Source organism: Paenibacillus chartarius (assembly GCF_042432825.1).
Lineage (GTDB): Bacteria > Bacillota > Bacilli > Paenibacillales > NBRC-103111 > Gordoniibacillus > Gordoniibacillus chartarius.
In genome coordinates this window covers 1-16,525 of the sequence record NZ_JBHLWN010000093.1, presented here as the reverse complement: position 1 = coordinate 16,525, position 16,525 = coordinate 1, and the positions used below count along the sequence as shown (strand labels likewise).

Genomic DNA, 16,525 nt, shown 5'->3' with positions numbered 1-16,525 from the left:
CAAAAGTGCCTCTAAACCCTTGTGAGATAAGGATTTTTTGATTTTTCAGCAAGCCCTAAATTGGCTATGATCTGCTCTTTCGTCATCAGCATCGACATCGACCAGGAGCCCCTCTCCCTTTGCTTTCTTTCATTGTAAAGGAATGGCGCCGCTGTTCAATACCATTATATTGATCTCTTTTAGTTCGATTTTGACCGAATCGCCGCCGCCTTCACCCGCGATATTCGGCCGGCGTTACGCCGGTATGCGCTTTAAAAATTTTAATAAAATAGCTTTGATTGTCGTAGCCCAGCTCCTCGCATATTCGCCCCACCGAATGCCCCGTCTGATCCAGCAGCTCCTTCGCCCGTTCCATCTTCATGCGGGTCACGTATTCGATGAAGCTTTCGCCCGTCTCCTTCTTGAACAATCGGCTGAAATAGCTCGGGTTCAAATGCAGGCTCTCGGCCACTTCTTCAAGGGAGATCCGGCGGTCGAGATGCAGCGATACGTACTGGCACGCCTCCATGACCTCCGACCGCACCGTCGTCCCGGCACCCTTCCCCGCTAACGTGACCAGCGCTTTCATATGCTCGGCGAGCCACAGCTTCAGCTGGGCCAGCGAGTCGATATTGACGATCTCCTTGTGCAGCGTCTCCGCGGACAAGCCCGGCCGCAGCAGCTGCAGCGACTGCAGCTTGAGCCGAAGATCGAGCAGCAGCTTAAGCACCCAGTCCTTCACCGCTTCCGGCGCAAACTCATCGGATTGTACGACGCCCGCCCACTGCTCGACGACGGCATCGATCGCCTCCGGCTGTTTGCTCAGCAGCACCTCCCGGAAATCGCCGCTCGCTTGATCGTAATAGGAAAACAAATCGCCGCTGCGTTTGACCGGAGCTTGCCGTTTCACAACGCTGCCTTCCTTCAAGTAAAACCGCTGGTGGGCGCTGTCCTTCAAGCTGGCAAGCCGCTGCTTGAGCTGCTCGAGCGATGCGGAGCTTTCCTCCATAATGAACGACATCTGCAGCTTCAAAGCGCTGTTCAGCGCAGCCTGTACAGCCTTCAAGCTTTGTGCGGCCTGATCGTAAATGTTCGTTTTCAAGCTCGGCTTGTACGTAAACAGCAGGAACGTCTCCTTCACGTCGTAGCCGACCTTCAGCCCTTGAACCGGAGCGCTCTGCAGCACTTCTTCGATGACATTCAGCACGGCGAAACGCAGCGTTTGGTCGGATTGAAAACGCAGCTTGGCCTGTCTGTAGTTCTCGATGAAGCCGACCGCCGGCAGGCACGCCTCCCCTTCCCGCAGCAGGCCGAGAGCTTGCGCCTCATGCTTCATTTGCTCCGGCGACAGAAGCGGCTGTTGAATCAGGTTGCGCACCCATTTCTCAATCTGCAGCTCCTTCGTTCCCTGCACAAGCTGCTGCATTTGCGATTGCTGCCAGCTCGACTGGCGCTCCTGATCGAGACTGCTCTTGAACTGGGCTAAAAGCCGCTCCAGCTCGGCCGGATTCAACGCGTCCTTGAGCAGGTAATCCTGCACGTTCAGCCGCATCGCCTGCTGCGCATATTGAAATTCACTGTGGCACGACAAAATGGCCATTCGTACGTTCGCTTTCCGCTCTCTGATTCGGGCAATCAGCTCCAAGCCGTCCATCCTCGGCATCCCGATATCGGTGATCAGAATGTCCGGCATCTGCCGCTGCGCTTGCTCCCAGGCGTTCAGCCCGTTCTCGTGCGCGCCGACCAGCCGCAGGCCGAGACGCTCCCAATCGATGGCCTCGGACAGCAGCTCCAGCACCGGAAAATCGTCGTCCACCAGCATCACATTGTACATTTAAGCTTCCTCCCGCGGTATGGACATGATGATTGCCGTTCCTTCTCCCTCTGCGCTTTGAATATGCATCCGGAACGCCTCTCCGAACGTCATCTTCATCCGTTCGTACACGTTGGCAAGGCCGATTCCGGAAAAATATCCGCCATGCTCCTTCCGAGCCTCGTTTTCGTCCGATTGCGCAGTCACGATCTTCAGCCGCAGCGCTTCGAGCTCTTCGGCATTCATCCCGGTGCCGCTGTCTTTGACGGACAGCTGCAGCACACGCTCTCCCATATCCGCTTCCACCCTTATCGTGCCTGCGCGCCGGTTGAGCCCGTGAATGATCGCGTTCTCGATCAGCGGCTGCAGGCAAAAGCGCGGAACCTTTACGAGCAGCGCCTCTGCCGCAACGGCGACCTGAAGCTCGGCCTTCTCCTTCTGCCGCATATTCATCAGCTTCATATAGTCGGTAACGAGCTCGATCTCTTCATGCAGCGGGATGTCGTTCTTGTCCTGACTGATCGTCATGCGCAGAAGCTTCGATAGCGAGCCGACCATCTCCGCGCTTTCGTGATCGCCGCGGTACATAATTTTCATGCGGATCGAATTCAGCACATTGAATAAGAAGTGCGGGCTGATCTGCGCCTGCAGCATCGCCAGCTCCGCCTTCCGCTTGCGCGCCTGCGTCGCCGACACCTCCAGGATCATTTCCTTCACTTTATCCAGCATTTGATCGAACGAATAGCCGAGCCGGCCGATCTCATCCGGCCCCCGAATGTTCGACCGTACGTCGAGATTGCCGCGCTGTACCGTTGCAGCGACCTTGCCGAGCCGGACAAGAGGGATCGTGAATTTGCGCATCAAGTAGATCAGCAGCAGCAGGAACATCAGAAACGAAGCAAGCTGGAACACAAACACTTTCGTAAAGATCGAATTGATATCCACGATGGCGCTTTCATATGGCTGCATGGATACGAGCTTCCAGCCGGCGAACTGGGTGGGCAGCTCGGTCACCAAATAATTTTCATGCTCAATCGGTATGATCTCGGAGGCTGCGCGAGGCTCATGATTGTTCAGGAAGGATACGGTTTGTCCGATCTTGGACGAATCCCGGTGCGATATAATCCGGTTCGAACCGTCGACCATCATGACCTCTTCCTTCTGAACAAGGCGTTCGAACATTTGATTCACTTGATTTTCCATAATCGTGACGATCACAATGCCGTAGATGTCCGAGGCGTCGCCCCGAAGCGTGCGAACGACGGAAATTTGATACGGATTCGACTTCTTCTCGGAGGCAAACAACGTAGGGGTACTTGATATCCAATGCGACTGGAACCCGCGCAAACTCTGCAGCTCCGTAAACCAGGGCTCCTTCGTCAAATCCAGCGGATCATACTCGTCCGTCGGATAGCTCGTAAAGTACGTACCGTCATTCAGCAGCACCGTCACATACGAGTTACGGGATTCGCGTCCCCATATGCCTGCGTATGCCAAGCTTACCAGCTGTTTTCTGACTCGGTCTTCGGCGGTAAAGCGCGTATACGAATCCCACTTCTGAGCCTGCCCGTATACACGCTGCTTAAAATACGAATTCATATCGGAATCCATCTGGATCATATTCGCGATATTCAGCATTGACTTGAGTAAATTGGCCACATATCCGTCGACCAGCTTGAGCGACTCTTGCGAGTTGTAGACCGCTTGCTTCCGTACCGCGCCCTCCGTCAAATAATTGTAGATGGAAAATGACAGCACAGACGGCAGCACGATGCAAACGATGGAAGCGAACATCAGCTTATGGCGGAAGGAGCGGAAGGTGAAATATTCCCGAAGTCGGTTCAGCATGTTGCGCGGCCCCCTCTCAAAATGCAACAAAAGGGGCAGTGGTAAGCTGCGCCCTTTTGTTCATTGCTGCCATTATACCATATTACTTTTTGTTCGAAGCAATAATTTGCTGTACGCGCTCATGCGTGCCCTTCACCGTTGCATTCAGATCCTGCTTCGCGAAGATGAACTTTTCGAATTCCTCGTTGACGGCTTTATAGACTTCATTCTGGTACGCTACCGGAGGAATCAGCTTGGACGCTTTGGACGCTGCCAGCGTGCTGATCAGCGAAGCTTTGTCCACCTTATCCGGCGATTTCGTTCCGCTTAGAATCGTATCGATGATTTTGCCCAGATCGTCGTTGCTGACCTTGCTCCAGGAAGGCACGTTCTTGCCTTGTACCATCTGGCCTTCCGTCGTATACCAGCGAACGAATTTATACGCTTCTTCCTTATGCTTCGAAGAGGCGGCCACAGCGACAAAGTCTGTCGTTACCGGCGTATAGCCGCCGTTGTCGGAGGCGTTGTTCTTCGGAATCGGCGCTACGGCTATATTAAAGTTCAGCGGAGTTTGATCGGTGCCGCCGATTTCCGTGTTCATCCAGCTGCCGATCATTAGCATCGCAGTCTTCTGGTTGAACAGCATGTTGCGGTAAGCCGGCTTCTGCGAGATGACGCTCTCGTACGGGAACGCCGTCTTGTCTTCCTTCTCCATCTTCCAGCGCAGCTCCAGCGTCTTCTTGAAGTTCGGATCTTCCATATTGGACGTGCCGTCCGCCTTCAGGAATTCGGAGTTATCCAGCTGATTGACCATGGCGAGCTTCATATATTCCATCCAGCCGCCGTTCTGCGGACCATGGAAATACGTACCGTACACTTTGTTCGCGCCTTCGCCCTTGGTCAGCTTCTTCGCATAATCCGCAAACTGATCCCATGTCCAGTCCTTCGGCACCTGCAGACCCGCCTGATCGAGCATATCCTTGTTCAACAGCACGTACCACGGATTGAACTTGCCCGGAAGCGCATACACCTTACCGTTCAGTCGAGTGTCGACCTTATATTCCTCTTCGACCTTGTAGCCGCCGTCTTTGGCGATGAACGCATCGAGCGGCTCGGCCATGCCAAGTCCGACACGCTGCGCGTAGCCAGCCGGGTCGCTGAACATGATCACGTCGAGAGCTTCGCCCGATGCAACCGCCAGGTCAAGCTTCTTACCGGCTTCCTGCGTATCGCCCTTAGCGCTAAGTTCTACGACACTTACCTTGATGTTAGGGAACTTTTGCTGGAAGCCATCAATGGTCTTCTTCCAATTGTAGGTCGCTTCGGTGCCGTACGTGTGAAGCTTGATCTCCACCGGCGCACTGCCGGCCGCCTGACCGCTGCCGCCCGCAGCAGGCTGATTCGACGTGCCTGTCTCCGCCGTACCGCAGCCTGCCAACACACTCAGAACAAGACCCGATGCCGCCACGCTCGACCACATTTTCTTTTTCATCTTGAACCCTCCGTTTATGTGAGCTTTATATGTTGCTAAGTTGAATTATAAGAGCTTCCGATTGCCGCCGTATGACACTTTATTGACTTCATTTCGCACTATTTTGACATTCTAGCCTTTGACGCCGCCGATAGCAATCCCTTCGATGACGCTCTTCTGTCCGATAATAAAGACGACTAGCAGAACGATGATGGCGGACACGGCGCCGGCCATAATTAACGAATAGAACTGTCCGCTCATCGACGTGAACTTTTGCATGCCGAGCGTAATCGTAAACAGCTTGTCGGAGCGCAGGAAGATCAGCGGGTTCTGATAATCGTTCCAAGTCCAGATAAACCGCAGGATCGCATAGGTGGCGACGGCAGGCTTCACGAGCGGGAGGGCGATCGATACGAATATCCGGCCATGTCCCGCTCCGTCGATCTTCGCCGATTCGATAAAGTCCTGATGCAAGCCCATGAAAAACTGCCGCAGCATGAACGTGCCGAGTACGCTGAAGCTGCTGAGAACGATGAGGCCGAAATGGCTGTCGAACAGCCCGATCTGACGGTACAAAATAAACTGCGGTACGAGCGCCGCCTGATGCGGAATCATGTACGTTGCGAGGACGATGAAGAACAGCCATTTTCCCGCCTTAAAATTGACCTTCGAGAAGCCGTATGCCGCCATCGCGGACGTTATACACGAGATGAACGTCGTCGCTACGCTGACCTTGATCGAATTCCAATAGTACAGGTAGAACGGATAGTCGCCGAACCAAACCTGCTTGTAGTTTTCGACCGCATGCCACGTCTTTGGAATCCATTCGATCGGATACGTAAATACGTCGGACTCCACCTTGAAGGAGGACACGAGCATCCAGATAAAAGGCAGCAGAAACAAGATGCTGACAGCAAACATGACTGCGGTAATGAGGGCTTTGCCAAGACGGAAGGTTGCGCGCTGCTCCATATATGCGGTCTCCTCTCTTTCGTAATTTTAGTAATTAACCCATTTCTTCTGGGCGAACCATTGAATCCCCGTAATCGCAAGGACGAACAGGAACAGCATCGTTGCGATCGAAGAAGCATAGCCGATCTTCAAATTCTGGAAAGCGGTATCGTATAAGTACCATACCATCATCGTCGTCGAGCCGATCGGCCCCCCTTGCGTCAGCACCGCGATCACGTCGAACGCCTTGAAGGTGGAGATGATGCCGGTGACGAGCAGGAAGAACGAGGTCGACGACAGCATCGGGAACGTAATGCTGCGGAACTTCATCCAATTGTTTGCGCCGTCGATGTCGGCAGCCTCGTACAAATCTTTCGGGATCGACTGCAAAGCGGCGATATAGACGATCAGGTTGAAGCCGATGGAAATCCAGACCGTAATCATCATAATCGAGATTAATGCGAAATTCGGGTCGGCGATCCATTTGGGCGGATTCGCAATGCCGATCGACTTCAGGAACTCGTTGATCGGACCGTACGTAGGCTCGAACAGAACTTGCCAGACGACGGCAACCGCGACGATATTTGAAATGTACGGCATAAAATACGCGACCTTGAAGAATCCTTTCATATAAACAAAACGATCGATAATGACGGCAAGTACCATGGAAATCATCATGTAGATCGGCACGACGAACAGAAACAGCAAGTTGTTGCGAACGGATTTGAGGAAGATCGGATCCTTAAGCAGCTTCTGGAAGTTGTCCAGCCCGACCCACTTCACTCCCTTGAAGCCCGCCACAAAATTCCAGTCGGCGAAGCTTAGCACGAGCGTAGCGAGAATCGGCAGCAGGACGAGTACGGTTACCCCGAGCAGCATCGGACTTACGAAAATAATACCGGCCAGCGTTTCGCCTCTTTGCAGCGAGCTGCGCCGTTTGCGTGCGGCAGGCGCATCGTTTGCGGCAGGCATCGATTTGGTCATGGAGTTCATACGGCTCACCTCGTTGTTCTTGAACTTTTGTTTTTATTATAAAAAAAATACCGTCGCAAGCTTTGACGGTATTTTGATCATATTCATTGTTATTTTTACTTTTCGACCCGTTAGTTCGGAATCACAATTTGCCAGTGCTGATGAACCTTGCCGTTATCGGGCCATTGATCGGCGTCCGCTCCGTCGGCATTCGATTCTCCTAAAATTTCGAGCAGTTTGCCGCTGTTCCGGTTGATGATTTTATAGAAAGCGCCGTGGCGCACCAGCTGCCAATGCTGGCTGGTCCACCCGCCGTCATCATACTGTTCGACAATTGCACCGTCCTCCGTGGAACCGTTCGTCGGGCCCAGCACTTTACCGCTGCTGCGGTTTTTGATTTTGTAGTAACCGTTTCCTGCGCTGACGAATTGCCAATCTTGACTCGCTAAGCCCGTATCGGGATTTTGCTCGATATCTGCACCATTCGCTGCAGATCCTCCTGTCGGCCACAGCACCTTGCCGCTTTTCCGGTTCACCAACCGATAGAAGGAGGCGCTGTCGATCGGAGCATTGCTCCCGCTGACCGTGCCGGTCGCCGTATCGATCGATACTTGATCCCACCACGCCATGCTCATCGTTGTGTTCGTTGGAAACGTGAGCGGCAGCCAGACGTACTTCGATTCCATCACTTTGCCGCCCCACGCTCCGGCCCACTGGTCGCCCAAATATAAATACGAAGTCGTGCTGCTGCCTTCCACCGGAATGACATACGCCGTTTGCGAATCGTACGTACGTGCGTCGCCAACATTCGCGAGTGCACTCCATGTCCCGGTCATGCTCGTCGACGTGGCGTACTTCTGCTGGTTCGGCGTCCAGCCGGTCGCGCCGGAAGTGACGAGAAAGTATACGCCGTTTCGCTTAAATACGGCCGGCGCTTCCCGGTACTGCCCCGGCCATAGCGTCGCGACCAAGGAGTCGACACTAAGGAAATCGGGCGTCAGCTTATACACATTCAAATCCGCATTCACTCTTGTCGCAGAGATCAAATAGGCCGTGCCGTTATCGTTATAAACCGTCATATCGCGGGAATCGTAGCCTAACGGACGGAAGCTGCCATGATACGTATAGTCGCCGTCCACCGTGCTTGAAGAGGCGACGGCGACCCGAGCCTCACCGTAATCGACGCCGTTTTCCTTATGCGCCCAAAGAACGTACTTGCGCGGAGTCCTTCGTCAGGATCAAATTCCGAAATTCCCAATGGACCAAATCCGTCGACCGGTAGCAGGACACGCCGTTAAATTTTCCGTCGTCCGTCCGATTTTCCCCGAACCAATAATAATAGTTCCCTACCTTTAACATGCCGCCGCCGTGCGCATGAACGACATTGCCGGACGTGTCCTTGAACTGCAGCCCGTTGGTCAACGTCTGGGATGCCGCCAGCAGCGTGCCTTCGCTCAGTAGTGCGCACATCAGCGCCAGGCAGACGAGGGTCGCGATCCAAAGCTTCATTTTCCTCATCATTCGTACCTCCTCATGGATTCATCTCGTGAGTTTCTCCGATGAAGCGACTTCCGATGAGACGTAAAGCCTGCTCCTTTGTTTGCGCTTGAGGCATCACCGCCTTTGCTGTTCGGTTCAGCCCTTACATTGTCCGGATGCGTTGAGTCGGCCGCGTTTTTATGTAAGGGCTTACAAATGTATTATATTACCAATCCACCGCTTTGATTTGCCGTGAATTTTACGGTTTGTAACGTTATTTTGACTGTCCGCCTCCGGCCCGTTTTGTCTGCGTCTTGTCCGCGACGCAACTGCACGTCCAGCGTCAGCAAACGGTTCGAGTATATTCCTCTTCTCCTGTACACAGCCTGTAAGAAATAAATGAAAGCTGTACCCACTACTTACCATCGCTGTTTTTTCTTATTACCCTGCTACAAAACCGATCCGGGATTCGTCTAATATGCGTAAAGGGGGACGGCAGCAACATGGAGGAAGGCGCACAAATACCCGAGCTGTTCCAGCGCTTGTTCCGGGAGCATTACCCCGGGGTGGCGCGGAAGCTCTATGCGTTGACCGGCGATTATGCGGCGGCGGAGGATTTGGCCCAAGAGGTGTTCCTGCGGCTGTACCGGAGCCCGCCGGAGCGGCTGGAGGCTGTCGGCGCTTGGCTGCACCGGGTGCTGACCCGGGTCGGCTACGATTATTTGAGACAACGGTCGTCGGGCAAGGCGTTGTTGGATAAGGAAACCGCCCGCGTGGCGGCTTGGTCGGAAGGCGCCGCTCCTTCGGGAGAGTCGGAGGTCATTCGCGAATGGGAAATCGACGTGGTCCGCCGGGTACTGCAAAAGCTCTCGGACCGGGACCGGACCGCCTTAATGCTTCGGGAGGAAGGATACAGCTACGAGGAGATAGCTCTCCGGCTGGAGGTTAACCCGAAGATCGTCGGCACGCTGCTGGCCCGGGCGGAGGAGCGGCTGAAGAAGAAATACGGGCAAGAGGAGGAACAGCGCGATGGCAGACGAAGTGAAGCGGACCGGCAAGGATCCGGTATTTGACACGGATCGGGCTTGGAACCGGTTCGAGAAGCTGGCGTCCCGGGAGCCGGTTTCGGCGTTCTGGTTGCAAGCGGAGGAAGGCCGGCGTTCGGACGACATCGAGATCGAGCCGCGATTGGAACAAAATCGATTTATTCACGAGAAGGATGGTGTAGTGGAGATGAAACAGACGGAAGCATACAAGGCGGCACATGGGTCCTCGGCTGTCGGGGCGCCGGGGGCCGTAAACGCGGCAGCGACTACCGGGGCGAATGGCAGTTGGCGGACGGAGAGACCTTTCGCACGCAGGCTGCGGAGACTGAGCGCCGGAGCTGCCGCAGCGGTGATGATCGTCGGCCTGTTTGCCTCCCCTCTGGGGGACAGGGCGCTGGCCGCCATGAAGCAAACATTCCGCATTCAGCACCTTGTCGGAGTCGGAATGACAGCGGATGATATGACGAACATCTCTAACCTGCTTGAAAACGGCTCGCCCGACGGTGACCGGAGCTTTAACCTGGCCCAATACGGCACCTTGACTCAAACCGGCGGCGGGAAGTCTCTAAACTTGACCTGGAACGAAGCGGAACAACGGATGGGCGCCCCCCTGCTCCAGCCGGTGAACCCTTCGGCCCCCTCCTACCAGCCGGCTTCCACATTGACCTTCAACCTGAATGTGACGGCGGTCAACCGGCTGCTCACCCGATTGGGCAGCACAACCACCTTGCCCGCCGAAGCGGACGGAAAGGCGATCCGGCTGCACATCCCGGACGGCGTCACCACGGAAGGCACCTTGGCGGGCAAGCCGGTGCGGCTGCTCCAATACGGCAAGCCGGAGCTGACTGTGGAGGGCGGCATTGATGTAGCGACCGTCCGCGAGGCCGTGCTGGGACTGCCGGTGCTGCCGGACAGCCTGCGGACCAAGCTGGCCGCCATCGGCGATTGGCAAACCACCCTGCCCGTTCCGGTCAAAGACGGCGTCAGCAAGAGCCTCCTGCTGGGCGGACATGATGCGGTCATGACCGCGAACGACAAGAAACGCATTCTGTTCTGGATCGACGGGGACCGGATAGGCTTGCTAAGCGGCGATACGAAGGATTTCCCTACGGAAGCCTCCTTCTTGCAGGCCGCCGAGGAGCTTGTCCGGCCATGATGATCGATACGGCGGAATTGACCAAGACCTACAATGGCCGCGGCGGCTGCCGCGGCATCACCCTGCAGGTGCCCGAAGGCTGCATCTTCGGCCTGCTGGGCCCTAACGGCGCCGGCAAAAGCACCTTCATCAAAATGCTAGCCGGCCTCCACCGCCCCGATTCCGGGCGGGCCTCCGTCCTGGGACAGCCCCTGGGCCGGCCGGAGGCAAGGCGTAAGCTCGGGTATTTGCCCGAGCTGTTTCGCTTTCAGGATTGGCTGACCCCGGCGGAGGTGCTCCGCTTGCATGGTCAGCTGGGCGGACTGCGCCCTCAGGAAACGCGGGCGCCCGCCTTTCGCAGCCGGATCCGGGACACCCTGGAGCTGGTCGGCCTGTCCGAAGCCGCGGAACGTCGGATCGGCGGCTTCTCCAAAGGTATGCAGCAGCGCCTCGGCCTGGCTTCCGCCCTGCTGCTGGAGCCCGAACTGCTGATCCTGGATGAACCCGCTTCGGCTCTGGATCCCGTCGGCCGCTATGAGATCCGCAGCCTCCTGAAGCAGCTCCGGGCAAGAGGCGTGACGATTTTCCTGAATACCCATCTGCTTGAGGATGTGGAGGAGCTGTGCGATGAAGCCGCCTTTCTGTTCGAAGGCGAGCTGCTGGCGTCGGGTCCTCTGCACAAGCTGCTCAGCGGCAGCGGTGCCAACTGGCGCTTCCGGCTCGGCGGCTGGCTCCCGGACACCTGGGCGGAGCTGAACGATGCCGCTGTCATCGACCTCTCGGCTCTGCTGCGTCTGGTTGAGGCCGATGACAGCGGCAATGCCCTCCTGTCCGCCCGTCTGACCGACCGGGAACAAGCCGGCTACCTATGCTCACTGTTCGTCCGGAGCGGCCTGACGCTCTATGAATCCGGCCCCGAGCCGAACAGCCTGGAGACCTGGTTCCTCCGGATGGCCCAATCCCGCAAAGAAGGTGTTCCGCAATGACTTTATACATCTCCGCCACTTTCAAGGAGCTGACCCGCAAGCGGGTGTTCCTCGTCACGCTTATACTGACGCTCGTCTTTCTGCTCCTGTTCGCCTTCGGGGCTTGGGGGATCGCCAACATGACCGGGGAAAACCAGGGTTCCCCCGCCAACCGGCTTTTGAGCAGTATGGTGCTGATGGTGCTGGGGCTTTTTTTCGCACAATTTCTGGCGTCCTTCTTCGTACTTTTCACGGCAATGGGGACGATTACAGGCGAACAGGAGAGCGGGCTGCTGCTGGCGGTTGCCGCCCGCCCCATCCCACGCTGGAAGCTTTATTTGGCCAAGTGGCTGGGCCATGCCGTCTGGATCGCCGTATACAGCGCAGTTCTGTTCGTTTCTGTGGTTTGGACCATCCATAGCTTGGCCGGACTTCCCCTACTGGCTGAGGAGCTGCTGCGAGGCCTTGCGCTGTTCCTATGGATGCCGCTCCTTCTCCTCACCATAACGATGCTGGGCTCCGTCTATTTGCCGATGCTGGGGAACGGGATCTGTGCCGCCCTGCTGTACGGGCTTGCTCTCTTCAGCGGGCTGGTCGAAGGGGTATCGAGCTATGGGGGGAGCCATCCGGCAGTGGAAAAATTCGTCTTTCTGACAGGACTGCTCCTGCCCACGGACACGGTTTACCGCAGAAGCCTCTTCGAGCTGCTGGGGGGAGCGGATTGGGCGGGACTAGCTATTACCGATTTGGGGCCGTTCTCCGTGCCGAGCGTTCCTTCGAATGCTTTCCTCCTGTACACGGTGGGGTATGCGGCGGTTATGCTCTGGCTGGGATGCCGTGCGTTTAGCCGGAAGGATTTGTAGAGCTTGACTCTTTACCATTGAAAAGAGACTGCGGCAGCTTCGGACGGGAAACAAGTCCAAAAGCTGCCGCTGTGTTATCTACATCGTTAACTGCTCCCGACACTAGGCTTTGCCTCTTCATTACTTCGCCTTCGCGTTCAATTCATCGATCAGCTTCTCCAACGATTTAAAGCTGTCCACAATTTGGCCGACCATATGCGCTTGCTGCTTCATATTGGACAGTATTTGCTCGGCCGCTGCACTGGACTGCTCGGTAACCCCGGAGATCGTAGTGACCTCCGTCACGATTTGACCGGAGGAGCGTCCGATATCCGCCGTCTTGCCTTCGACTTCCTTCGCCTGCGATACGACCTGATTCGTATTCTGAGCAATGCGTTCGAACATCGCCGCCGACCGATGCGCCGCTTCCCGGCTTTGCTCCAGAGAAGCTTTCCCTTGTGCGACTTGTCCGGTTAATCTTTCGGTACGCTCACGAATGCTGTTCAAAATTTCCGTAATTTGGGCCGCCGATTTCGAGGAATTTTCCGCCAGCTTACGCACCTCGGAGGATACGACCGCAAAGCCGCGCCCGTGCTCCCCGGCCCGTGCCGCCTCTATGGCGGCATTCAAGGCAAGCAGGTTCGTTTGATTCGCCATATCGTTGATCGCGGCTAATATCGTACCGATTTCACTGTTCTGCTCGTTAAGCTGCTCCATTTCATCAACAACAACGTTAATCACCGTATTGGCGGTAGCGATGCTGTCGCTGAGTTCGATGATTTGCTCATTCCCCTGAGCCGTAATTTCCTGTGTATGCGAGGAAAGCTCTCTCATCATCATTGAGCTGCGGGCCACCTCTTGAATGCTAGCATTCGATTTCAGCATGAGCTCGTTAATGTCGGACACGCTGGACGCCTGCGATTCGATCCCGAGCGCAACTTCATTGAAGCTTGCGTTAACCTCATTCGTAATTTTTTCCGTTACCGCAACCTTCTCCTGCAGACCCGAGTTAAACTCGTTGAGCGTTGCCAGCGCCTTGCGGATCTCTTCAAGCAGCTGCTCCGACTTCTGCTGGGCTTCATAAACTTCACGTCCGCGCGCAGTGACATCCTTGAGCATTTTGCCGACAATTTGGATCAGCGTAATGCAAACGGCGCTAATCATCATATAGGAAAACATTCCGCTTTCTAAAAAATGCGCTGGCGATAACACGGAGCCTTTCGACGAGATCACGGCTACCAAAAATAAGGAAGAAGCAGTGACGGCTGCAGGCAAATAGTACGGATATAACGTCATCAGGATAACGAACTTCACGGAAAGCAATGGGTCCCATCTTCCTTGCACGAAGATAAGGAAAATATCGAATGCAACGAAAATGACAATGATCAGATAAGGCGTAATTTGCGATAGTCGTTTGAAAAGGGTAAGGATTGTGATAATCCCCCCAAGAACAGCCATCAAAAGCGTTGAGGATTTAAGTATCTCGAAATCTCCCCCGAGCGCAGGATAAAGCCCCGGAACCAACGCAAATATCCAAAAAAATACGGCAAGCAGCTTATTCCTTCGAAAATATATTTCCTGAAGATAATTTGTGCTCATACTAATGTGCTCCTTTTGTTGTTTTTGCTTTTTGTAATGATGTTCGTTTTACAAATTTATGAATCCTTCTAAATTCGATAAAAAGAGGCTGATTTTCGAGACGTATGATTTATGCCTCATTTTGGTAGACACCGATTCCCCGTTGTATGGTAAAGTTGGATAAGAGGATACAGACACAGACATTATTATCAACATCAGATAGGACGTGACCTCATATGCTTCCCCAGACGCTTCGATCTCGCAGTCATGCTGTACTCAACAAATATTTAACGGGGGAATCGATCGATTACCGTCAAGTCATCGCGCTGTTTGTTCCGATTCTGATTGACCAGGCCTTCCTGTTCGGATTAAGCCTTGTCAATACCGCCATGATCAGCTCGTCGGGTGTTGCGGCGATCAGCGCCGTCAGCATGGTCGATTCTCTGAATATTTTGCTGGTCCAAATTTTCGTCGCCTTGGCGACGGGCGGTACGGTCGTCGTTGCGCAGTATAAGGGCGGCGGAAACGACCGGATGGTGTCCAAGGCAGCGGCCGCGTCGGTGTCCGCCGTGACTTTGGCGGCGGCGGCGCTTAGCTTGATCGTCCTCGTCTTCTACCATCCGTTATTGAAGCTTCTGTTCGGATCGGCGGAGCCGGAGGTGTTCTCGCTGGCCGGCACCTACCTCGTCGGGAGCGGGCTGTCCTTCCTCGGCATCGCGTTCAAGGAGGCGATCAGCGGTGCGCTGCGGGGAATCGGCAGGACGAGGGTGACACTCGGCTTGTCCTTAATTCTGAACGTCACCAACGTGCTGTTGAACGTGCTCTTCCTCAACATCTTGGACATGGGCGTTCTGGGCCTCACTATCGCCGTTAATATATCCCGTTACTTGGCGGCGGCTTGCGCCTTGTATTACATATTGCGCATGGACGCTAGCCTGCGGCTGCGGCTGAAAGACTTCGTGCACTGGAATTTCTCCATGCTTAAGAAAATCTTGTACATCGGACTGCCTTTCGCCGCGGAGCAAGTATTCTTCAACGGGGGCAAAATGCTGACCCAAATCTACATCGTCAGCTTGGGCACCTATGCGATTGCAGCGAACGCGATCGGCGGCGTTCTGGCGATGATTTTGCAGGTTCCCGCCATCGCGTTATCGACTGCGCTCGTCACGGTCGTCGGTCAATGCATCGGCAGCCGAAATATTCAGGATGCCCGCAAATTTACGAGAACGTTCATGTGGCTAGCATCCGGCTCCTTGCTTGCAACGGGGCTCTTGCTTATCCCTTTCTATCGTCCGCTGGTCGGCTTGTTTCATCCGCCGGGCGAGATCATGCAGGTGCTTTTTCTCCTTACGCTGATTAATACGATTGTCCAAATTCCGCTCTGGCCGGCCAGCTTCCTGCTGCCGGGTGCACTTCGGGCCGCCGGGGATTCCCGCTTCACCTCCGTTTCGGCGATGCTGAGCATGTGGCTGTTCCGGGTCATCCTCGGTTATATTCTCGGCATTACCTTGAATTTTGGCGTAGTGGGCGTGTGGGCCGCCATGCAGCTGGAGTGGGTCATTCGGGGAGCGGTTTTTCTATGGAGATACCGTGGGGATCGCTGGTACAAGCATCGTTTGGTCGAGACTACCGACGAACAGTGAGAGCACTGTCATTAATATGAGTGCATAACCAATCGATTTCAAACTTTGCGATGATTTCGTGCGTATGAACAGCAGCAATCTCTCCTCCAGCCCATAATCTAAACATGTATCTGCTGACAAGAAGATGCCTGCAACGCAGCAGTGGCATCCATATCGTGTGCTGGGGCATTACGAAGTCGAATTCAGGAGCAAGTCCAAAAAATATGAAAAACGCTACTGACATACTGTTGTCAGGAGCGTTTTTTTATAATCGGAGTAAGTAACATAAAGGAGTGGGAAATACATGCATTTTGCTTCTGTACGCATCATTACCGACGACGTGGATCGTCTCGTCAAGTTCTATGAGAAAGTCATGGGTGTTTCAGCGGAACGCCCCGCGCCCGTCTTTGCCGAATTCGTTGTGCCATCATGCACCCTGGCGATCGGCCACTCCCAGACAGTGCAACTGTTCGGCGCTGGTTCCGCAATGGCGGCCAACAATCACACTGTCATCCTCGAGTTCCGCGTCCACGATGTCGATGCCGAATACGAGCGCTTGAAGCCGTTTGTCGACGAATGGGTAAAGGAACCAACCACGATGCCATGGGGGAACCGTGCTGTGCTGTTTCACGATCCCGACGGCAATCTGGTTAATCTCTTCGCGCCGGTGACCGAGGAAGCGATTAAACGGTTCAGCGCTAGGCATTGATGAACAGTCGAAGTGAGTGAGACCTCAATTTGTGGTCATTATCATCTATTATGCAAGAATTTTCACGAACAAGTCAAGAGGCTGTCCCAAAAGTCATCGTAGATGACTGAGGGCAGCCTCTTTTCATTTTGTACAA

General features: G+C 54.8%; 12 protein-coding genes and 1 pseudogene. 6 read left to right on the top strand and 7 right to left on the bottom strand.

Translation table 11 applies throughout. From position 1 onward, the window contains the following. Positions 1-211 precede the first annotated feature (211 nt). The 6 genes and pseudogenes from ACFFK0_RS23680 to ACFFK0_RS23655 form a co-directional block, all read right to left on the bottom strand. Positions 212-1,813: a response regulator transcription factor gene (locus ACFFK0_RS23680; RefSeq protein ID WP_377472847.1), complete on the bottom strand. Its 1,602-nt coding sequence runs from the start codon at positions 1,811-1,813 to the stop codon at positions 212-214. After that, complete coding sequence (locus tag ACFFK0_RS23675; RefSeq protein ID WP_377472846.1) at positions 1,814-3,640, bottom strand: sensor histidine kinase; 1,827 nt, start codon at positions 3,638-3,640, stop codon at positions 1,814-1,816. Between the two features lie 82 nt (positions 3,641-3,722). Further along, positions 3,723-5,111 carry an ABC transporter substrate-binding protein gene (locus ACFFK0_RS23670; protein ID WP_377472845.1) on the bottom strand — a complete coding sequence of 463 codons (1,389 nt, stop codon included), beginning with the start codon at positions 5,109-5,111 and terminating at the stop codon, positions 3,723-3,725. Between the two features lie 111 nt (positions 5,112-5,222). Beyond that, positions 5,223-6,062: a carbohydrate ABC transporter permease gene (locus ACFFK0_RS23665; RefSeq protein ID WP_377472844.1), complete on the bottom strand. Its 840-nt coding sequence runs from the start codon at positions 6,060-6,062 to the stop codon at positions 5,223-5,225. A gap of 27 nt (positions 6,063-6,089) precedes the next feature. Then, positions 6,090-7,025: a carbohydrate ABC transporter permease gene (locus tag ACFFK0_RS23660; protein ID WP_377472850.1), complete on the bottom strand. Its 936-nt coding sequence runs from the start codon at positions 7,023-7,025 to the stop codon at positions 6,090-6,092. A gap of 119 nt (positions 7,026-7,144) precedes the next feature. Next, a pseudogene (locus tag ACFFK0_RS23655) lies at positions 7,145-8,522 on the bottom strand (RICIN domain-containing protein). Positions 8,523-8,995: 473 nt separating this feature from the next. Here ACFFK0_RS23655 and ACFFK0_RS23645 point away from each other — a divergent pair. Genes ACFFK0_RS23645 through ACFFK0_RS23630 form a run of 4 tightly spaced genes read left to right on the top strand, consistent with a single transcriptional unit; the run spans position 8,996 to position 12,501 of the window. After that, entirely contained in the window at positions 8,996-9,565 is a 570-nt protein-coding gene (locus ACFFK0_RS23645; RefSeq protein WP_377472841.1) for a sigma-70 family RNA polymerase sigma factor, read from the top strand. Beyond that, on the top strand, positions 9,522-10,694 hold the full coding sequence (locus tag ACFFK0_RS23640) for a hypothetical protein (protein ID WP_377472840.1): 1,173 nt from the start codon (positions 9,522-9,524) through the stop codon (positions 10,692-10,694). The genes ACFFK0_RS23645 and ACFFK0_RS23640 overlap by 44 nt, the downstream gene beginning before the upstream one ends. Beyond that, positions 10,691-11,659, top strand: a complete 969-nt coding sequence (locus tag ACFFK0_RS23635) for an ABC transporter ATP-binding protein (RefSeq protein WP_377472839.1) — start codon at positions 10,691-10,693, stop codon at positions 11,657-11,659. Before ACFFK0_RS23640 ends, ACFFK0_RS23635 begins: the two co-directional genes overlap by 4 nt. Beyond that, positions 11,656-12,501, top strand: coding sequence for an ABC transporter permease subunit (locus tag ACFFK0_RS23630; RefSeq protein WP_377472838.1), 846 nt, complete (start codon positions 11,656-11,658; stop codon positions 12,499-12,501). Before ACFFK0_RS23635 ends, ACFFK0_RS23630 begins: the two co-directional genes overlap by 4 nt. 120 nt (positions 12,502-12,621) lie before the next feature. Here ACFFK0_RS23630 and ACFFK0_RS23625 read toward each other — a convergent pair whose 3' ends face one another. Continuing rightward, entirely contained in the window at positions 12,622-13,794 is a 1,173-nt protein-coding gene (locus ACFFK0_RS23625; protein ID WP_377472849.1) for a methyl-accepting chemotaxis protein, read from the bottom strand. A 500-nt stretch (positions 13,795-14,294) separates the two neighbouring features. Between ACFFK0_RS23625 and ACFFK0_RS23620 the strand changes: the two genes are divergently transcribed. Together ACFFK0_RS23620 and ACFFK0_RS23615 are read left to right on the top strand one after the other, a co-directional pair. After that, the gene (locus tag ACFFK0_RS23620) at positions 14,295-15,701 is read left to right on the top strand and encodes an MATE family efflux transporter (protein ID WP_377472837.1); all 1,407 of its coding nucleotides are present in this window, start codon (positions 14,295-14,297) and stop codon (positions 15,699-15,701) included. A 283-nt stretch (positions 15,702-15,984) separates the two neighbouring features. After that, positions 15,985-16,389, top strand: coding sequence for a VOC family protein (locus ACFFK0_RS23615; protein ID WP_377472836.1), 405 nt, complete (start codon positions 15,985-15,987; stop codon positions 16,387-16,389). Positions 16,390-16,525 lie beyond the last annotated feature (136 nt).